The sequence below is a fragment of the Paenibacillus agilis genome (genome assembly GCF_007786455.1).
Classification (GTDB): domain Bacteria; phylum Bacillota; class Bacilli; order Paenibacillales; family Paenibacillaceae; genus Paenibacillus_B; species Paenibacillus_B agilis.
This window is the reverse complement of record NZ_VNJK01000004.1, coordinates 102653-123662: the sequence shown is the minus strand read 5'-3', so window position 1 is coordinate 123662 and position 21010 is coordinate 102653. Positions and strand designations below refer to the sequence as shown.

The following is a 21010-nucleotide window of genomic DNA, read 5'->3' as shown; positions in this document are numbered from 1 at the left end:
TGTGATTAAATAGTTATATACATAACAGCTAAGGAGGCCGGACAGCAATGGAGCAGCTATTACAGAGCCAACAGCAGTATTTTCATACAGGACGAACACGGGATATCCAGCAGCGACGTGAAGCTCTACAAACGCTCATCGATGGGATTCACCGTTATGAGCTGGAAATTGCAGAAGCATTGCATCGTGATTTGGGCAAAAGCCATACAGAAGCCTATGCCACGGAAATTGGAATCGTCCTGCATGAAGCAAGACAGGCACTGAAGCATGTTGGAAAATGGGCAAAGGCCAGACGAGTTCGTACACCTCTTACTCATATAGGCAGCAAAGGGTACATTATTCCGGAACCCTATGGCTCCGTACTCATCATCGTGCCATGGAATTATCCTTTTCAACTTGCCATCTCTCCACTTATAGGAGCTATCGCAGCAGGCAACACAGCTGTAATCAAGCCTTCAGAACTGGCGCCCCATACGAGTGCCTTGATGACGCGCCTTATAGAGGAGCTGTTCCCTCCTTCCTTTGTTACTGTCGTTGAAGGTGGAATCGAAACGAATGAAGCGCTGCTTGAGCTTCCATTTAACTATATTTTCTTTACGGGAAGTACAGCTGTCGGCCGCATCGTGATGCAGGCTGCTGCGAAACGACTAATCCCAGTAACGTTGGAGCTAGGTGGAAAAAGTCCCTGCATCGTGCACCATGATGCTGATATCGATCTAGCAGCCAAGCGTATAGCTTTCGGAAAATGGACGAACGCGGGCCAGACGTGCGTAGCCCCTGATTATGTCTATGTTCATCGCTCTCAACACGATGCTTTGATTTCACGTTTGCAAGCAGTCGTGAAGCAATTTTACGGAGATGAACCTCTAACGAGCGATAACTATCCTTCGATTATTAACGATAGGCACTTTACTCGACTTACCTCCTATGTAGACGGTGAAAAAATCGCTTTTGGCGGTCGTCATGATCAGGAAAAGCGTCGGATCGAACCAACTATCCTAACCGATATCACGTGGGAAAGCAGCGTTATGCAAGATGAGATTTTCGGCCCGATTCTTCCGATCCTTCCTTATGAGGATATAGAAGAAGTGATAAAGGTAATAACAGACCGACCGAAGCCGCTTGCCCTTTATTTGTTTACACGAGAGCATGCCGTGCAGCAGTTAATAACCGATCGAATATCGTTTGGTGGAGGCTGTATCAACGATACCTTGATGCACCTAGCAACTCCCTATTTACCATTTGGCGGTGTCGGTGAGAGCGGTATAGGCAGTTACCATGGCCAATTCAGTTTCTCTACGTTCTCCCATGAGAAGAGCCTGCTCGTTCAATCTACTTGGCTTGACATTCCCTTCCGATACCCAGGTGCTCGAAATGCACTAAAATGGCTGAAGAGGTTTATGAAGTAACCAAGTAACCATCTGCCTTGTCCATGAATGGAATCAACCGCAAGCAAAAGAGTGTGAACCCTTCCGTTACGTCGGAGGTGTGCACACTCTTTTTTTAAATACGGATGGATTTGATACTTGTATGGTTTCATGTTTTAATTTATGTCTAGTTAGCCTTCGTTCTGCAAACCTCAATAAACTTGTGCACTTCAAGTTCAAGTGTTTCACGGTGGGTGCATAGTACATAACTGAATTGATCAATATGCTCATGCCAAAGCTGTGCACGCTCTCTTTTCATCATGCAAGGCCCTATTCCAAAATGGCCTTCGATGAAAGAACATAAATCATGTGTTAGTTGTGAGCGGTTCCAATCTTCTAAGCATCTTTCCATTAGGTATAATGTTAAACAGTCATACTCATCATCAGGTGCGCCCAAAGCAAGTAATCCTAGAGGATCCCATTCATCAACCAATGGCTTAATACATCGATACAAACCATTCGAACCCCATGTGACTTTTTCATTTTCGCACCATTGAACCATCATGAATGATGCCCCCCCGTTATTCAAACTCAAATCCCAATTAAGAGCGCGTACCGATTCATTTGTATGTCTTTCCTTACACTAGTAAGCACTGTCATCTTTGCACGGAATAATTTGTATATCGGTAGGAACGTTCTAATCGTTAACTCCAAAAGCCACATTTTTTTCTTTATCTGGATAAAGTTAGCACGCTTTTACTTTTAGACGAGGATGTCTTTTCATGTGTAGTATACAATGTATTACTCACTGTGAGGTAAAAAGTTACGATCTCGAGAAAATTTTGTAAACGCTTTATTACATTTTTTGCTTCCTTCAATATATTTGACAAAATATCTAATATTCCTGCTACCAATCGTCACATTCGTATAAAAAACACACTCCCTTGCGTAATAAAAATGTTAAGTCGCAAGGGAGTGCTCGTTGTATGATTATACTTTGAACCAGTTCTTAAACATAAGTTTAGTTGTATCTCGGTTCATTTCTGCAATAGATGTTGTAAGTGGAATACCCTTCGGACATGCACGTACACAGTTCTGTGAGTTACCACAGCCCTCAATACCACCATCATCCAACAATGTCTCTAAGCGCTCATCTTTGTTCATTTCACCTGTTGGATGAGCATTGAACAAACGAACCTGAGAGATTGGAGCTGGGCCAATAAAGCTCGTCTTGTCATTTACGTTCGGACAAGCTTCCAAGCAGACACCGCATGTCATACATTTAGACAATTCATATGCCCATTGACGCTTCGGCTCAGCCATACGCGGACCTGGTCCAAGGTCGTATGTTCCATCGATCGGAATCCAAGCTTTGACTTTCTTCAAAGAGTTGAACATACGCTTGCGATCAATAACCAAGTCACGAACAACAGGGAACGTTCGCATAGGCTCAAGTCTAATTGGCTGCTCTAGCTTATCAACAAGCGCTGTACACGCTTGGCGAGGCTTGCCGTTAATGACCATCGAGCAAGCACCGCACACTTCTTCCAAACAGTTCGATTCCCAACAGACAGGAGCAGTTCCTTTGCCTGTATGATCAACAGGGTTTCTTTGAATTTCCATCAGCGCGCTAATGACGTTCATATTCGGACGGTAAGGAATTTCGAACTCTTCCGTATATGGCTTTGCTTCCGGAGCATCTTGGCGCGTCACAACAAACTTAACTTTTTTTGTAGCTGTCATCGATTCCGCCATCGTTATTCCCCTTTCTTCTTGTCCGTCGAATAGTCACGTTTACGCGGCTTCAACAAGGATGTATCTACTTCTTCATAGCTAATGACAGGACCATCTGCTGCCCATGAAGCAATGGAAGTTTTGAGGAATCGCTCATCATCACGCTCTGGGAAGTCTGGCTTGTAGTGAGCGCCACGGCTTTCATCGCGAAGCAAAGCACTCAGCGTCATCGCTTCTCCAAGCTCAAGCATGTTCCACAACTGACGAGTAAACGCCACGCCCGGATTGTTCCAACGAGCCGTATCATGAATGTTGATATTAGCATAGCGGCTCTTCAGCTCTTTGATCTTGTTAATCGTTTCTTGCAATTTATCGTTATAACGAACAACCGTCATATTGTTCGTCATCCATTCGCCAAGCTCTTTGTGAAGTACATACGCATTTTCTTTGCCGTCCATTTTAAGCAGCTTCTCGTATTTGTCGGATTGCTTATTCTTCTCACGATCAAATACGGTAGAAGAAATGTCTTCCGCAGACTTAGACAAGCCGCGTACATATTCAACTGCCTTAGGTCCTGCAACCATACCACCGTAGATTGCGGACAACAAGGAGTTCGCACCAAGTCGGTTAGCACCGTGATACTGGTACTCACACTCACCAGCAGCGAACAAACCTGGAATGTTCGTCATTTGGTTGTAATCTACCCACATACCACCCATAGAGTAGTGAACGCCAGGGAAGATTTTCATCGGAATTTTACGAGGGTCATCACCCATGAATTTCTCGTAAATTTCAATAATACCGCCGAGCTTAACATCCAACTCTTTTGGATCTTTATGGGACAAGTCCAAATAGACCATGTTCTCGCCGTTGATGCCAAGCTTCATATCAACGCACACATGGAAAATTTCACGAGTCGCGATATCGCGCGGAACAAGGTTTCCGTATGCTGGATACTTCTCTTCAAGGAAGTACCAAGGCTTACCGTCTTTATATGTCCAAATACGACCGCCTTCACCACGAGCAGACTCAGACATAAGACGAAGCTTATCGTCTCCTGGAATTGCCGTTGGGTGAATTTGAATAAACTCACCATTTGCGTACTTAACGCCTTGTTGGTATACAGCAGCTGCTGCTGTTCCCGTGTTAATAACAGAGTTCGTCGTCTTACCGAAGATGATACCAGGACCACCTGTAGCAAGAATAACTGCATCTGCTCTGAATGTAAGTGTCTCCATCGTGTGCAAATCTTGCACGGAAATACCACGACATACGCCATCATCATCAATAACAGCCGATAAGAACTCATGATGCTCGTACTTAGATACGAGTCCTGCAGCTTCCCAACGACGAGCTTGCTCATCCAAAGCATACAACAGCTGTTGTCCCGTTGTTGCGCCTGCAAATGCCGTACGATGGTGCTTCGTACCACCGAAACGACGGAAATCAAGCAAACCTTCAGGCGTACGGTTAAACATAACGCCCATACGGTCCATCAAGTGAATAATACCTGGTGCCGCATCACACATTGCTTTAACTGGCGGTTGATTCGCTAGAAAATCTCCGCCGTATATTGAATCATCGAAGTGCTCCCAAGGGGAGTCGCCTTCACCTTTTGTATTTACAGCTCCGTTAATGCCGCCTTGCGCACACACAGAGTGAGAACGTTTAACAGGTACCAAAGAGAACAGATCAACATGCACGCCTGCCTCTGCTGCTTTAACGGTCGCCATCAAGCCAGCTAGACCGCCGCCTACGACGATAATATTCTGTTTAGCCATCGCGAGTTGCTCCTCCCTTAACCAATAACCGATTTAGCAGACGCGAGGAACGCGCTTGCCGCTTCGAACTCTTCTTGACGCATGCCGACGATCGCCAACACGAACAACACAGACATAATTACAAACAAGCCCATGCAAATTTTGGAGAATACTTTTTGCGAGCGAGGACCTACAGTGATACCCCAGCTTACAAAAAATGCCCACAAACCGTTCGCGAAGTGATACGACGCTGCAACAGCACCGACAACATAGAACGCCAACATGAACGGATTCGCAAAAATACTGTTCATATGAGTTCCTAGGTCTTCAGAACGCAAGTTGCCAAGTGCAATTTGAACACGCGTTTCATAAACATGCCAAGTTACGAAGATAAATGTAATAACTCCGGTTATACGCTGCATTAAAAATGCAAAGTTACGGCCGTAATTGAAATTGCCTACGTTGTTGCGTGCTGTATAAGCAATGTACAATCCGTACACCCCATGGTATAAGAGTGGCAGCCAGATTCCGAATATTTCTAAGACAAGCACTAACGGCAATCCGTTAATAAGTGCTACTTTGTCCTGAAAAGAATCAAGCCCGCCTTCGAATGCAGAGAAGTTAGAGACCATGTGCGTAATCATAAAGAAGCCCAATGGTATAACTCCTAGTAACGAGTGTAACTTTCGAGAGTAAAAATAACCTCGTTTCATTCTCTGTCGTTTCCCCTTTCCGTTGCGTGCATGTAGTTTTTGGTAGATTGGCATCCTCATTTTACTAGTCGTTGTCGAAAGCGTCAATAATTTGTCACAACCATCCATACTCCTTATTACCCGCTAATTCGACAAATAGACTGCTTTTCTGCAAGCGCTTACGGCTTTTTTATACTTGTGAACAACTTGTGACACTTCCATCATACTCCTTCTACTCTTATAATGGAATTGCAATGTTTTTATAATTTTAATAACCTATATGCATAAGGGTATGACTAAAGAAGGAATCCTACTGTTTTTTCAAATATAGAAACAAGATCATTGATCACAGGAGGAAACGTTCCATGTTAGATTTGCTAGAGACATTTGCCACAGTCGTAGACCACACCAGCTTGAACCAAGCAGCTAAACGGCTCAATATTTCACAGCCTGCCCTTTCTCGCCAAATCGGGAGATTGGAGCAAGAACTAGATGTACAGCTCTTCAATCGACAAGGCAAGCGACTAGAGCTGACAAAGGTCGGTCAAATGACCTATGAATTTGCACTCGACATCCGCAGCAGACAACTAAACTTTTTGAAGTCGATTGCTGCTTATAAATCAGAAGGACTATCCACCGTAACAATCGGAGCGAGCCTCACGACACTTCAGACGACGCTGCCTTTATTCGTCGAGGTGTTTATGCAGCAATGTCCCGATGCCCAATTAAAAGCTGTCACCGGCAAGACGCATGAAATTATTTCGTATGTAAGAGAGAAGCAAGTAGACTTCGGCTTAGTTGCGGATGCCATTAAGGAACAAGGACTCGTATCTATACCATTGTTGTCTGACCATCTGATGCTTGTCGTCCCGCGCACACATGATATGGCTCCACTGGAACAATGGAAAATGACCCACCTAAATGCACTCCCGATGGTTCTATTCTCCCATGGAACTTGGTACCGCAAGTTGATTGATGACCTATTCCGCAAACATCGTATTATGCCAGACATTCGTATGGAGATCGACTCATTTGAAGCAATTATTCGATTACTGTCTACAACACAAGCTGTTGCTTTGCTGCCCAAATCCTATTTGCGCAGGGCATCGCTGGAGGACAACAACTTGATTGCTGTCGATATGGAGGAGCTGAAACATACAGAGCGAGTAACCTCACTTGTTTACGCAGAGCAAGCGCCGCTAGGTGAAGCACTTCGCCTCTTTATGTCGGAGGCAGCCCACCGCTCCGAATCATGGAATATGGACGATTTAGCTTCTTCTTGAACGATACGATTTCCCTTTCGCTACTTCTCAATAAAAAAGAACCGCTTCCTTATTTAAGAAGCGGTTCTCGTCTCATATAATACACGTGCACCTTCGTAAACGATAATATTAATACATCATATCTTCTTCAAATTCTTCAATTTGCCTATTTTTACCAATCATAACCATTACATCATTAGCAGCCAGTACATCATCTGCTGTCGGAGCGATGATAACGTCACCGTTTGGCTTGTTCAAAGCAACAATACTGCAGCCGAAACGTCCTCGAGAATCGAGTGCCTTTAGACTAACACCGTCCAAGCATTGGGGTACACTCAATTCTGCTATTGTGTAATCTTTGGACAACTCTATATAATCAACCAAGTTTGGTGAAACCAGATGGTGCGCCATCCGAATACCCATGTCCCGCTCTGGATAAACAATACGATCCACACCTAGCCGCTCAAGCACCCTGCCGTGAAGCTCAGACAGCGCCTTGCAGACAACCTTCTTCACACCCAGTTCTTTTACTTGAATACTTACCAAAATGCTTGTCTGAATGTTATCACCTATGCCGATAATAACGCAGTCGAAGTTGCGAATTCCGAGTGAGCGAAGTACTTCTTCATCCGTTGCATCAGCAACAACCGCATGGGTAATATCATCAACGATTTCTTCGATTGCCTCTTCACTTTTATCAATACCGAGCACTTGATGACCAAGCTCCATTAACTCACGAGCCAAACTGGAGCCGAAGCGTCCCATTCCGATAACAGCAAATTGTTGAACTTCCATAGTGTATAATTTCTCCTCATCCATTAAAGCTTGCTTTAATCTTTTCTAAGTCTGTTCTAAGTTGTAAACAATCCTAAACATCTATATTGGTCGTATTAAATACGTTAACCCATTTCTTCATTAGCCTATCGTTATTTTACCTTCCGGATGTCGGTACAATTCACGTTCCGACTTCGGCCCTAGAGCATACGCCAACGTGAGCGGCCCTAATCTCCCTGCAAACATCGTCAGACTGATGAGCACCTTACCGAACGCAGACAGCTCTGGTGTAACGCCCATAGACAAGCCTACTGTACCGAAAGCAGACGTCGCTTCAAATAATATCGCGAGAAACTCCTGATCTTCTGTCGTCGACAGAATCATCGATACGGATAATACAAGTCCAAGTGCAAGCAAAGTTAACGTAACCGCTTTGAATATACGATCTTTAGCAAGACGGTATTTGAACATTACGATATCTTCTTTGCCGCGAGTCATAGCCAGCACAGCACCTATTAGAATCGAGAAGGTCGTCGTCTTAATACCGCCCCCGGTGGAACCTGGAGATGCACCGATAAACATCAGGATGACGATAAAGAACTGAGATGCTTGTCGCATATCAGGGATATTTAAGCTGTTCGCCCCTGCTGTACGCGGTGAAACCGACTGGAAGAAGGACGCCCAAATTTTATCCATCAAAGGCATATTGGCCATCGTCTTCGTATTCGTAAACTCAAAAATAAAGATGACGACAGCACCAACTACGATCAGGAAGCCTGTCGTCGACAACACGACTTTACTGTGCAAAGACAGTCTACGTGTACGTCGATAATCATACAATTCAGATAGTACGATAAATCCGATACCCCCGGATATGATTAAGAACATCGCTACCAAGTTAACGATCGGGTCACCTACATAACTGGTTAAGCTCGAAAACGGTCCAGTAATCGGCCCGAACAAATCGAAGCCCGCATTGTTAAATAAGGAAATTGCATGGAAAATACCATAATAAACAGCTTGTCCAATTGGCATGTCATAAGAAAAACGTACAAAGAACAATAACGCGGCTGCACCTTCTATGACGAGTGCATATCCTATAACTTTGCGAATTAATCGGACAATCCCTTCCATGGTGCCCTGATTCATCGCTTCTTGAAGAATAAGCCGCTCACGCAGTGATATTTTTTTCCGAAACGCGATGGCAAACATCGTCGCCATTGTCATAAAGCCAAGACCACCTAATTGAATGAGCGTCAACAGAACGATCTGGCCAAACATCGTAAAATGAGTACCTGTATCCACTACGACAAGACCGGTTACACACGCGGCTGAAGTCGCTGTGAATAGCGCGTCAATAAAGCTTAAGGACTTACCATCCGCATTCGATATCGGAAGCATAAGCAGGAGCGCACCTAATAAAATAATAAAAGCAAACCCGCATACAAGCACTCTCGGAGGCGTTAACCGCCAACGTCGTTTTTTGTTGGGATCTCTCATGAGAATCACCTCTTTACGTTAAAAAACATCACAAAAAAAGCACGGGATACCCCAATGCTTGCGGAATCCTGACGCCATTCGCCTACGAGGTTAGCTGACGGATTCGGGCACGTCCAGGCTGCCCTATTCACGATAGCGACCATTACAATCGTTTCGCAAAATTCACCCCTACTAATCGGGTCCCCCGCTTTCATCAATGATGAAACTCGGCTCTATATCGCTCATAACGAGATTATATATCTTTCATGTCTCTCGCACAAAGTCACCATTCGTGCAAAAACATAGTAAAACAGCGGAAAACGCCATCATTAAGCGCTTACAAATCCTTGTTTTCTCTCCGTGGTTCATCCGCGCGCGCGTTTGCTTGACGTAGCTATTTCTAATCGGCTAATCTGGTTGGAAACGAGGACGTCCAACTAAGTAAGTCATGCTGCGCAATATGTAACTGCAAGCATAATACATAGTCGTTATAAAGGAGGACTGAAATTGTCCATCTCGTCGTCAAACCATTATCACACTTCCAAGACATGTAAACCATCAGCAATATGGATTGCGTTATCCATACTCGGTTTCTTATGCTTTGTAATTTTCCAGATCATTTGGCCCAATTTTGTAGCAAATGATACAGCCTCAGAAAAAATGATTACAGAGCAGCAGGCAATACAACGAGCGGAAGCTTTTTTACTCCAGCCTGAAATAGCTGCGTCTATCGCCCCCCCTGAAAAAGTAGCGACGACAAAACGAATCGAAGCTTATTATGATACAAATGATGATCTTTCAGGTTATATTAGCCACTCCGGCACAGAAAATACCTATCGTTCTTGGGAGAAAAAAGCCCCTTATGACGTTTATCGTGTGCTTGTTCTCGAGAGCGCAGACAAGCAACCATTGCTATCTTCTTCCCCTTATGAACGGTTAACAAAAGTAGATATACATATGAGAACAGGGCAAGTCGTAGGTTTTCAAACGGAATCCAACGGCAGCACAACATCTCAAGACAATCGAACTGAACCGAATGATCGATGGAAACAGTCTGATCATATATTGCGCCTATTCGGCTGGTCAACGGAACAAGTAAAGCGAGTGCCGCTAGCATTAGAGGATGGCCGCTCAGAAGGTGAAAGCTCTGTTCATTATGAAGTACCGCGTGCGGCTGTCGGTGAAGCCAGACTGGAGCTTCAGCTGGAGTGGGACGGTCGTTCATTGACACAAATGCTGCCTAATTGGCAAATCCCAGCATCCTACAGCAACTTGATGGCACAACAACAAGCAAGCGCAGAGCGCATTCACAACTTTGTATACGTCGGAATGTCCTTGCTGCTTTCCATAGCTTCCATCGTTATGACGATTCTTTACCGTAAACAAATCGTGTTCCGATCACGAACTTTAATTTTGCTAACTGTCATTTCCTGTTTCATTTCGATTGCTCATGTGTGGAACATGACTGAAGGCTACTTTATGGTATCCGAGCATCAGATATTACCAGAGAAAAATCTACAAACGGCTATTATTGTCCAAGCAGTTATTACGCTTATACAGGCTGGATTTGCCCTCTACTTCTCTCTTATAGCCGGACGCTGGATGTGGCGGCAAACGAAGTTCAGTGCCATTATGCCTGGCTGGAGCGATGACAGCTTTGGCGAACATCTCGTCCAAGCATTTTGGAAAGGCATTGGCTGGACAGGAATACTGCTAGGAGCACAAACCCTTATTTTTAGTATTATGCAAAAAGGGTTGAATACATGGGTGTCTACAGAAGCGCTTAGCTCACCACTTAATCTTTATGCACCTGTATGGTTTCCGCTATTAGCATGGGTTGCTGCTATTTCAGAAGAGGGATTTTTCAGGTTGTTCGCCATCGGTCTCTTCCATCGTTTTATTCGCAATGTGTGGATCGCAAGCCTTATACCAACGTTCGTTTGGGCGGCTGGGCATGTCATGTATCCGATCTACCCGTTCTATTCTAGGCCAGTAGAGCTAATGATTATCGGTATGTTATTTGTATGGATGATGCTGAAACATGGCTTCTGGACTGCCGTAGTGGCTCATTTAATGTTTGACACGGTGTTGATGGCCATCGGATTCCTATTCGGTACAAATTGGACAGATATCCTGATTGGTGCTGCCTATATACTGTTCCCTTTAACGGTTGTGTACGGGATTCGCTATTTGCACAGCAATCGGAAGCATTCACCGAAAATGGCCTATCAGCAGCATCCCCCCTCATAGCTATAACAAACAGGCTCCCTTCAGCCAGACATTAAGTCGGACTGTTGGGAGCCTATTATTGTGGATTTACTCTTCAGCTTCCCCAGAGTCTGACACCTGTTCAACCTCTGCTTGTTCCTCCCGTAACGATGACAAAATCGTACGGGCTAATTTATCGCCTATTCCAACTTGACGGAACTCTTCTACTGATGCTTCGCGAATTTTCTTTAAGGAGCCGAAATGCTTCAGCAGCATTTTGCGGCGCTTTTCCCCGATGCCAGGAATGGAATCCAATGTTGATGTTACCATCGACTTTGCCCGGCTCTCACGGTGAAATGTAATCGCAAAGCGGTGAACTTCCTCCTGAATGCGATGCAGCAAATAAAACTCCTGGCTATCGCGCGCAAGCGATACAGGTACTGGCGGGAAGCCTGTCAGCAGTTGAGCCGTCTTATGCTTCTCATCTTTGACCAACCCGCATACAGGCACGTCCAAGCCAAGCTCATTTTCCAACACGTCCAAGGCAACCGACATCTGCCCTTTACCGCCGTCCACAATAATGAGATCTGGCAGTTCCAACCCTTCCTTCAATACACGCTCATAGCGACGACGAATGACCTCGCGCATCGTTTCATAATCATCGGGTCCTTCAACCGTACGGACCTTGAACTTTCGGTACTCTTTCTTGGCTGGCTTGCCATCGATAAAGCACACCATTGCAGATACAGGATCCGCCCCTTGAATATTGGAGTTATCGAACGCCTCGATACGCTGTGCATTTCCGATTCCCAACGCTTCTCCTAGACGCTCCGCAGCACGAGACGTGCGCTCTTCATCACGCTCCAGCAGTTTAAACTTCTCTTCTAGTGTGACACGAGCATTATCAATAGCCATTCGTACCATCTGCTTTTTAAGACCACGCTGCGGTAAACGCACTTTTACATTCAACCATTGCTGAAGCGCTTCTGCACTTGATATTTGCTCGTCCTCTTCGCGTGAAGCTTTCTCCGAATCGTTGTCATCCATTACTCGTTTGTCACCGGCAGCCATATCCACAGAATCAGAAGGAGCAACTGCATCCGCTTCGAGCCCTTCATCTTCCTCATCCGCAGCCAATAGTTGCTCCTCAGACCAGAATAAAGGCCGTGTCAAAGCTTTCGCATGAGGATCTACGATACGAGGAGCGGATTGTGCCATCGATTCCTCCTCTTCCACAGACCACTCACTGCTGTTAGCTTGCGGCAGCAAAATTTCCTTAGGCAGCGCAGGATTATCACTATAATACTGCGTGATGAAGGACATAAAGTCACCATACGCGTCTCCGTAAAATGGGAACGTAGTTGTGTGCCGCTCCACCATTTTGCCTTGACGAATATATAGAATTTGTACGCTCATCCAGCCTTTATCGATCGCAAATCCAAATACGTCTCTATCTTTTAGATCCGCCGAATTAATTGTCTGCTTCTCATTAATTGCCTCGATCGCTTGCAATTGATCACGGTACTCCTTGGCACGCTCAAAGTTCAGCTCTTCTGCAGCCTCACTCATCTTGCGCTGCAATTCCTTCCTCACTTCTTCTTGGCCACCGCTCAAAAATTGCGTAATCTTCAACGTCACTGCTTCATACTCTTCCGGCGACACCTCTCTTGCACATGGGCCTATACACTGCCCGATATGGTAATACAAACACGCTCGACCCTCTGTGCCGCTGCACTTTCGTAATGGATACAAGCGATCAAGCAGCTTTTTCGTTTGGTGCGCCGCATAGGCATTTGGATACGGACCAAAATATTTGGCCTTATCCTTCAGAACACGTCTTGTTACTTCCAACCTTGGATGGCGCTCATTCGTAATCTTAAGATAAGGAAAGCTCTTATCATCCTTTAGCAATACATTGTATCGCGGATGATGCTTCTTAATTAAGTTGCACTCCAGAATGAGTGCTTCCATATTGCTTCCCGTAACGATATATTCAAAATCTCGTATTTCCGATACGAGACGCTGGGTCTTGCCGTCATGACTTCCCGAAAAGTAGGAACGAACTCGATTTTTCAGCACTTTAGCTTTTCCCACATATATAATCGTTCCATCATTATTCTTCATCAAATAACAACCCGGCAAATCCGGCAGTAAAGCCAATTTGTTATGAATTCGCCCTAACGCTTGCTCACGCTCTGCTACATCTTCAGCTGTTAAAGCCTGTTCCTCTGAAGGGGCATAGCGATCGTTCCAGCGCTCCTTCCAGCGTTCTGATCGCCAGTTAGCTGCGGACTTGTCTTCTTTCGCAGGTTGATCATTCGAATGATGCTGACTCAATCCGTTCCCTCCTCTCCACTTCCCAAACAGCGTTGCAACGTATAATTCTCTTTTCTATTTTAAACGATAGACCTTAACAAACAAAATCCTTTGCACTCGAAATATTTGGGTAAGAATATATAAAAATAACCCCTCAATCCGCCACGATTGCGGAATTAAGGGGCTACCTTTTTAAATCAGCTCTTATTTGTGCTTCTCAATAAGACCTTTAAGTGCATCTTTGGAGTTAAGACCAACTACTTTATCAACAGGTTGACCGTCTTTGAAGACGATAATAGTCGGGATGCTCATTACACCAAAACGGGATGCAGATTCAGGGTTCTCATCCACGTTGATTTTAGCAACAACTGCGCTGTCGCTTACTTCAGCATCAAGCTCTTCAAGAATAGGAGCAAGCATTTTACAAGGACCGCACCAAGGAGCCCAGAAATCAAGTAATACTACACCTTGCTTATTTTCTACGTCTGCTGAAAAAGACTGATCAGATACGTTTACGATAGCCATAAGTAACTTCCTCCTTTATAGTAAATAACAGATTATCACCTTATACATGTAAAGTATACCACAACTCGAAAAGTTATGCGCAACCTAGATGTTGATTTGTTCGGAAATTGTCACAAAGTTGACAAGGTTAAACTTTACAGCTGCCTAGTGTGTTCGCTATACTAAACAATAATTGGATTAAAATACCTGTTCAGATCATGACCTATGTCACAGCAGCTGAACTATGCAGTTAGGAGGAACGTCGATGAAAGCGAGTACAGTAGATCCTCGTGAGCATGTGAACGAAGAACCACGCAATGACTTCTCTGATACATTTATGGGCTTCAATGTCATGTTTGGCTTTATGGCCGTCGTCTTTTTTGGCATGGTCATTATTAAGTTCATCATATCTTAACCTTCATTCGACGTTATCCGTAATACCTAAATCAATTACCTAAGTACGCAAGAAGTCCGGCTATCTACTCGATCAGCTCGGACTTCTTTGTTGTCTATATCCTATTATGCTCCATCATGTCCAGCTCATGTGTACTGGTACAAGTTCACTTTGTTTCCATTTAACGAGTACAAGAGCAAACATTGAAGTGCAAGTTGCTTTGCTGTCTTGCATTCCTAGTCCGCCGCTATTCGCATCGTTCCAATTATATATAGTGGTTTGTGTCCGAGCTATCGCCGCTGCCGCCACGCTTGTTCTTGCCACTAACTTGTACAACATCTACGTACGGTCTAATCCGATCCATTAACCGCTCTGCCTTATGAATATCTTCACCTTCACGCGTATAGCTAAAATGCTTCAGCAAAGCATCAAAATTGTAATTCGAGGTAAAGAACGTCGGCTTATTGTTCATTCGATAATTCAAAATCGAGCCAAGCACATGGTCACGTACCCATGGGGTCATATTTTCCGCACCAATATCGTCAAATACGAGCAAATCTGTTTCTTTCATCATTTCGATGGTTTCACGAAGTCTTTGCGGTTCTTGGAACATGGACTTCAAATCTTCCACGAAGTCAGGCATATATACGATAACGCCTGTATGATTCTCCTGTGCTAACTTATGCAGCATATATCCCATTAGGAATGTCTTCCCCGTACCGAAGGAACCTGACAAATACAATCCACGTGATGATAGTCCATGCTCTTTCACTTGCATGACGTAGTCCATCACTTGTTGAACAGCAGGTCCACGCTCATAGTCGATCGTTATCATCTCAGCTGCTGAATACCCTTGTTTCAAAGCTGTCTCATCAACAAAGAACGAACGGACACGTTTCCGTACAGCCTTTTGACGATCGTAGACTGCTTGTCTTTGGCATGGTACTTTGCGGTCATCAATAATGACCCGCCCATTAAGCGTAGAAGCAGAAAGCTTCGTAAAATGCCCTGGCAAGTCATTGCGGCATTCCTCTAAACTCGGACAATTGCTGCAGCCATCATGTTCCTTAACATACTGATACAGCTTATTAATGTTCATTCTCATCGTACGCTGGTCAATGTCAGGATGCTGCTTCCACCACTCCTGAACGACTGGGTGGTGCAACAGCTCTTCAATTTTTGCCTCTGCTTGCTGACGCCGATGCGAAAGCGGTAGTTTCTTCAACACACTGCCTAGTGATTCCATATTGTTCACCTCTACGTTCTTAACATCAAGGTTGTACACTGCTCGCGATGCCTAGCAGCTTAGCACCTTATGTTCATGAACCGTCAACTATTTTCATCCAATCGACGAGCCAATTCCAATGCTCGATCACGGTCAGATTGGGACCAAGCAACGGATTCATTAGAAGGCTGCACGACCGGGATTGCTGGACGCTGCTGCTTCCCATAACGGGAATTGCCTCTTCCACCTGCGGCACGTGGCTTCGTTCCAGCTTGTCCTGTACGGTTAGCCACTTCCGTCGTCACCGCTGATTGCGATCTAATATATTGAACTGCCTGTTCATACGTTTGAACTTGTTTGACAAGCATATTGGATGCGATACGCTCAACGAATGCGCCGCTAATGCGCTGCGTTCCTTCATTAGCCGTCAACATCATAATATAATGAATCAACACATTGATGACTTCGTCAGGCAGCTTGTAATTCAAATCTATTTTTGTAAACATATCAAGAAATGTATCTGGCACTGCCCCAGGGAAGTACTTCTCCAGCAACTTCGTATAAGGAGCGTTGCGAAGCATCATATTGTATTGATGAACATCACACTTATCCTTACATTGCGGTGCTACTTCTACATAGAACTCCATCTCGACAGCGACTTCCTCTTGTATCTGAGCAGCAGCTCGATCTGACGAATAATTCTCATTAGTAGCTGAACGTTGACCTTGTTGCTCCTTCTGCACTTGCTCTATCTTCTGCTGCTCACGCTCACGCCATTCGCCACGGCGCTTCGTCTGACGGAATTGCAGATGTGCACGATGCTGAAGTTCATCAAGGACCAAACGCCCTTCCGTATTAAACACGCCGTCTTCATCAAGCAAACGACAAATTTCTACGGGAGTAAGCTCGAACTTGCGGGCGATATAATCTAGAATACCCATCCCCTCACGATCCAAGCGCAGCTTCTCCACATAAGGGCGATTATATGAGTATTTCGGGAAGCGCGTAATGATATCTGCGTAATTCAGTACTGGTTCTTCTTGTGCAGAATCTTGTGACGCCCCTCTCCGGCTTGGAGCTACTTCATGCAACGCCTGCTCCAACTCATAATCAATTACATGCGTGTTCAAGCGGAACATTTCATAGAAAGGCACCGATATATTTTCTCGATGCGCTTCTGCTTGAAGCTGAGCAAATGGCTCATCTGTTATAAACTGTTCTCGCAAGGATAACACCGTATACTTGCCTACCTTATCACGAAGCAGCAACGTTAAATGCTGAGTACTGAAAAATTCATCAGGTGACAACGGAGACTGCAGCGCATATTCGAACATGTAATCTTCAGAATCCTGGAACATAAGTCGGGATGTTTGCAATAGCCCAACTGCCTCCAGCTTCGTTGTCTGTTCAATAAAATAAGCTCTTCCTTTTTCACTAGGCTCAATTCCTAGCAACAAGAACAGCTTACGTTGCGAATCCATCGCAGAGAATCCGACCTTATCCGCGGCGATATGCTGATACAAGAAGTGATACAAACCAATAGCAAATGCCCCTATTATCGGCTGATACACTTGTGAGAGCATACGTTGATCGAGCTGACTAAGACTGAATTCCCGATAAGCAACATAACGATGATGCTCTGTAAAGTGATGTAGATTGTTCATTCGCATTGGCAGTACACCTCTCCTTCCGTACTCATTTCTCTAGTGCAACTATTGTAACATAAAAAAAGTCCATTCGTCTGACAAAATGGTGGTAAGAGACGAATGGACACTATTGTTGTCTACTGCTGTCTAATTAACTTTGCAGTTGACGGAATTGTAAATTAAGCTGCTGAACTTCCGCAATGGTTTGCTTATCTTCCAGCACATCACCAGGCTTAGAACCGCGCCCGATAATCCATCCTTCGAACGACATCCCCATAAACTCACAAATATGTCGGAACTGCTGCACGAACGCCAACCCTGTCATTTTCGCATTCGGTCCACCAACGACAACAAGGTAAACTTTTTTGCCTTTCATCCGCTCCTTAAATTGAAGCTGCTCATCACGCAAACATTGTGACCACCGATCAATGAACACTTTCATCGATCCAGACATGCCGTACCAATATAACGGTGTAGCAAATACAAGCGTATCATGTTCCAGCATCTGCTCTACGATTGTACGCAGCTCGCCCTCAATTGGCTCAAATCCTTCTGGCGCATGACGCTTATCTACAATTTGCTCAATCTCATATTCGCGCAATCGGATAGTGGTGACATCCAAGCCTTCTGTGAGAAGCTCAGTCAACTGCTCCGTATTCCCTCGTTCGCGAGCACTGCCTTGAATAATAAACATCGTATTTTCCCTCCGCGTTCTCCTGTTATCAGGAATTGTTTATCGTCATCATAGCAAGATCAGAGGACAGCAACAAGCTGCGAGATATGATGGCAGAACATCATTTTCTACAATCCTTCAAAATCCTCCATAACAGCTTGTTATCAAGCTCTTACAAGTTCAAATTTCTCCGCTGCACAAGAAGTTGGCTGTACTGTTGTTCCAAATTAGCTTTAGCCGCGTCGGATTGAGGAAGTGATAATGCGGATAGCACCCGATTCCATTCCAACTCAAACCTCATGCGCTCTTCATGAGTTGCAATATTTCGCTCCTTACTATCCGTGGCACCTTTGGACTGCCCATTTCGATAAGGACCCTCCGCACGAGCTTGAACTAAGCTTCCTTTATGTTCTGGCTCATTCACATTCACTTCATCCATTGCCTTAAAATAAGGTGCCGTATGATCGATACGAAGCTCATGTGTAGCAACTGCCGATACGAATGTACGGTCGTGTGAAACGAACAATACGGTTCCAGGATAGTCTTTCAGTACCCGTTCCAATTGTTCACGAGCTTGAATGTCTAAATAATTCGTCGGCTCATCCAAAATGAGCACATTGCAGCCGCTCAAAAGAAGCTTAATAAGCTGCACCTTTACTCTTTCCCCACCGCTTAATGTACCTACAGGCTGCAAGGCCAAGCGCCCAGACAAATGTAATCTCGCAAGTGCAATCCTTACGATCGATTCTGAATAGGAAGTTGTTGCTCGTACTTGCTCCACAGCGTGCTTATTTTTATCCAACTGGTCTACGCGCTGATCAAAATATCCTACCTGCATTCGTGGTGATAATCGCCATTGCCCGGTTGCAAGAACTCCCTGTTCAGTCGGCTCCGCCGCTCGCTTCCATTCTCCATCCTGACAAGCTTGGTCATAAGCGCGAAGCAGCGTGTGCAGCAGCGTTGACTTGCCCGATCCATTACTTCCCGTAATCGCCACCTTCATGCCTGGACGGATGCGGAACGATAGGGGAGACAACAGAGTCCTGCCTTCTTGGGATGGATCTTCTCCTCTCAATCGAGAAGCTGCATCACCTAAGCCTAAATCTGAAATGGATAGTGCTGCTGAACCTGAAATGAGACCCGAGGGCAGCCGCAATTGTAAACCTTCACCCTCAAGCAGTGTCTTACTGCGTATAGGATTGTGGTAATTCACATCAAATACAAGCTTCTCTTCCTCATAAGGTCGCGGCATAGAAACCAATTTACTCAGGCGCTGCTCCATTGCTTTGACCGTTTTTTCCTGCTTCGCTTGCTTGCGATTAAAGTGAGGTCGAGCAAGCCGCATTTCTTTACTGGTCAGTCCCTTTTTGGGTCTGCTTGCTTTGCTGGCACTGCTCTTCTTCTCGCCAATCATCTCTTGAAGTCTTTCTCGCTCTGCTTCTCGATTATGATAAGCCCGCCACATTTCCTTATTTATACGCTCTTTCTCTTCTCGGTATTGTTTATAAGCACCTGGTCGCTCGCCGCTGTAAATATGAAGCTTCTGATCTTCAAGCTCCCATATTCGCGTACACACTTCATTCAGAAACGTTCTGTCGTGAGATATAACAATAATGAGCCCATCATAAGCACGAACTTGCTTCTCCAGCTCGCGAATCGATTGTACATCTAGATGGCTTGTTGGCTCATCTAGCATCAATATATCGGCTCCTGTTGCCAAGGCTGCCGCAATACGCCGCTTTGTCCACTCACCACCGCTTAATGTTTGAATGTCAGCTGGCGGCTGCTCCATTTGACTGCGTTCATCCCATTGGCCGACGACCTCAATAATGCCGTGACGCAGTACTTGACCTGCATCGGCTTCCAACTGCCCCGCCAATACACGCATTAATGATGTTTTACCTGCTCCATTTTCACCAATTAAACCAATACATTCGCCACGGTACATGCGTACTGCATCTGGAATATGAGCAATAAGTCGGTCCCCGTAATAGACCTGAAGTGCATTTATTTCAAGTAATATAGTTGTAGTTGTTGACATAAAAAAACCTCCCTAGGATGTCCTAGAGAGGATAGCTATGCGATATTTACATCACCTGCAAGACGAATAGGCAGGATGTACGACACTTCTGCAATGTGCAATGATACACAGCTACACGTAACATCATAAATAACGTGTAGAATGAATGTGCTCACAATTACGCAATCGCATGGCCAAACTGTACTCACGTGTACAGCGCCTAGTATCATCATCAAGAGTCGTACGAGTCGATGTAAATAGACAGACTAATCCCCTCAGAACTATCATTAAAGAATCGATATGTGATTCAAAAATGCAGTTATTAACTGATCGAAATTAGTTATTATCCATCGTCCGGCGTACCTTACCCTTTCCTTCGTCTTATACAGTTATACAGTAAATAATACCAAACACTGTTGTCACCAGTATATAAAAGATGCTAAAAGCCGTCAACCCGCTTATGACCCATACGATATTCTTTCTATACTCGCAGGACTTTTATTCAAAAAAGAGAACAACTAGAACATTTTATATCCGCCTACTCGCAAATAGCCAATCGTTTTTCCACTAATATACGCCCCAAATAACCCTGAGATAGCGATTAAGATATCAACAAAGCCATAGTTGGTCACATTACCTACAAACGTCAAGGAACTATCCCACATCGTCCACATCGCTAACGGAATGACTAGGACCACATATAATACCATCGGAAACCAGGTTGTTTTCATAAGCATATTTAAAATAAATCCAATACCAAACATCATTACAAATAGCAGTACCATTAATACGATATACATCAACCACTCCACTTATTATGCCCCCTCTGCTGCAAATCATTGAATCTTGAATCCGATTACTGAGAACAAATGTACATCCCTATCTCGATCGACATTTCTCAACATTTACCTATTTCGCGATTCATTTTACTTTTCCTTCCTTGAAAAATCAACGAA

The 21010-nt window shown here is 44.6% G+C and carries 17 protein-coding genes and 1 riboswitch; of the genes, 4 read left to right on the top strand and 13 right to left on the bottom strand.

Translation table 11 applies throughout. The annotated features are described in order from the left end of the window. Positions 1 to 47 precede the first annotated feature (47 nt). A complete protein-coding gene (locus FPZ44_RS21875; RefSeq protein ID WP_144993942.1) occupies positions 48 to 1409 on the top strand; it encodes an aldehyde dehydrogenase in 1362 nt (453 codons plus the stop codon). Between the two features lie 145 nt (positions 1410 to 1554). Here FPZ44_RS21875 and FPZ44_RS21870 read toward each other — a convergent pair whose 3' ends face one another. From FPZ44_RS21870 to FPZ44_RS21855, 4 genes are all read right to left on the bottom strand, one after another. Continuing rightward, positions 1555 to 1932, bottom strand: coding sequence for a hypothetical protein (locus FPZ44_RS21870; RefSeq protein ID WP_144993940.1), 378 nt, complete (start codon positions 1930 to 1932; stop codon positions 1555 to 1557). 425 nt (positions 1933 to 2357) lie between these two features. Next, positions 2358 to 3122, bottom strand: a complete 765-nt coding sequence (gene sdhB / locus FPZ44_RS21865; RefSeq protein WP_144993938.1) for a succinate dehydrogenase iron-sulfur subunit — start codon at positions 3120 to 3122, stop codon at positions 2358 to 2360. Between the two features lie 2 nt (positions 3123 to 3124). Further along, the gene (sdhA, locus tag FPZ44_RS21860) at positions 3125 to 4882 is read right to left on the bottom strand and encodes a succinate dehydrogenase flavoprotein subunit (protein ID WP_144993936.1); all 1758 of its coding nucleotides are present in this window, start codon (positions 4880 to 4882) and stop codon (positions 3125 to 3127) included. A 17-nt stretch (positions 4883 to 4899) separates the two neighbouring features. After that, positions 4900 to 5574 carry a succinate dehydrogenase cytochrome b558 subunit gene (locus tag FPZ44_RS21855; protein WP_144993934.1) on the bottom strand — a complete coding sequence of 225 codons (675 nt, stop codon included), beginning with the start codon at positions 5572 to 5574 and terminating at the stop codon, positions 4900 to 4902. Between the two features lie 344 nt (positions 5575 to 5918). Here FPZ44_RS21855 and FPZ44_RS21850 point away from each other — a divergent pair, with 344 nt between their 5' ends. Beyond that, positions 5919 to 6836 carry a LysR family transcriptional regulator gene (locus FPZ44_RS21850; protein ID WP_144993932.1) on the top strand — a complete coding sequence of 306 codons (918 nt, stop codon included), beginning with the start codon at positions 5919 to 5921 and terminating at the stop codon, positions 6834 to 6836. Positions 6837 to 6944: 108 nt separating this feature from the next. On the opposite strand, the gene FPZ44_RS21845 is transcribed toward FPZ44_RS21850, so the two are convergent. Beyond that, positions 6945 to 7610: a potassium channel family protein gene (locus FPZ44_RS21845; RefSeq protein ID WP_144993930.1), complete on the bottom strand. Its 666-nt coding sequence runs from the start codon at positions 7608 to 7610 to the stop codon at positions 6945 to 6947. 120 nt (positions 7611 to 7730) lie between these two features. Beyond that, positions 7731 to 9089 (bottom strand): TrkH family potassium uptake protein, encoded by a 1359-nt coding sequence (locus FPZ44_RS21840; protein ID WP_144993928.1) that lies wholly within the window; start codon positions 9087 to 9089, stop codon positions 7731 to 7733. A 63-nt stretch (positions 9090 to 9152) separates the two neighbouring features. Next, a riboswitch (cyclic di-AMP (ydaO/yuaA leader) is annotated at positions 9153 to 9311 on the bottom strand. A 264-nt stretch (positions 9312 to 9575) separates the two neighbouring features. Between FPZ44_RS21840 and FPZ44_RS21835 the strand changes: the two genes are divergently transcribed. Further along, positions 9576 to 11318 (top strand): CPBP family intramembrane glutamic endopeptidase, encoded by a 1743-nt coding sequence (locus tag FPZ44_RS21835; RefSeq protein ID WP_144993926.1) that lies wholly within the window; start codon positions 9576 to 9578, stop codon positions 11316 to 11318. 66 nt (positions 11319 to 11384) lie between these two features. On the opposite strand, the gene uvrC is transcribed toward FPZ44_RS21835, so the two are convergent. Continuing rightward, entirely contained in the window at positions 11385 to 13613 is a 2229-nt protein-coding gene (gene uvrC / locus FPZ44_RS21830) for an excinuclease ABC subunit UvrC (protein WP_144993924.1), read from the bottom strand. Between the two features lie 183 nt (positions 13614 to 13796). After that, positions 13797 to 14117 (bottom strand): thioredoxin, encoded by a 321-nt coding sequence (gene trxA / locus FPZ44_RS21825; protein ID WP_144993922.1) that lies wholly within the window; start codon positions 14115 to 14117, stop codon positions 13797 to 13799. 244 nt (positions 14118 to 14361) lie between these two features. Here trxA and FPZ44_RS21820 point away from each other — a divergent pair, with 244 nt between their 5' ends. Then, positions 14362 to 14511: a YqzM family protein gene (locus FPZ44_RS21820; protein ID WP_144993920.1), complete on the top strand. Its 150-nt coding sequence runs from the start codon at positions 14362 to 14364 to the stop codon at positions 14509 to 14511. A gap of 244 nt (positions 14512 to 14755) precedes the next feature. Here FPZ44_RS21820 and dnaI read toward each other — a convergent pair whose 3' ends face one another. From dnaI to FPZ44_RS21795, 5 genes are all read right to left on the bottom strand, one after another. Then, on the bottom strand, positions 14756 to 15736 hold the full coding sequence (gene dnaI, locus FPZ44_RS21815) for a primosomal protein DnaI (protein ID WP_144993918.1): 981 nt from the start codon (positions 15734 to 15736) through the stop codon (positions 14756 to 14758). Between the two features lie 83 nt (positions 15737 to 15819). Next, on the bottom strand, positions 15820 to 17385 hold the full coding sequence (locus FPZ44_RS21810; protein ID WP_144993916.1) for a DnaD domain protein: 1566 nt from the start codon (positions 17383 to 17385) through the stop codon (positions 15820 to 15822). 127 nt (positions 17386 to 17512) lie between these two features. Further along, the gene (locus FPZ44_RS21805; RefSeq protein WP_144993914.1) at positions 17513 to 18055 is read right to left on the bottom strand and encodes a flavodoxin family protein; all 543 of its coding nucleotides are present in this window, start codon (positions 18053 to 18055) and stop codon (positions 17513 to 17515) included. A 151-nt stretch (positions 18056 to 18206) separates the two neighbouring features. After that, complete coding sequence (locus FPZ44_RS21800) at positions 18207 to 20075, bottom strand: ATP-binding cassette domain-containing protein (protein ID WP_144993912.1); 1869 nt, start codon at positions 20073 to 20075, stop codon at positions 18207 to 18209. Positions 20076 to 20572: 497 nt separating this feature from the next. Beyond that, entirely contained in the window at positions 20573 to 20854 is a 282-nt protein-coding gene (locus FPZ44_RS21795; RefSeq protein ID WP_186786195.1) for a YuiB family protein, read from the bottom strand. Positions 20855 to 21010: the final 156 nt, after the last annotated feature.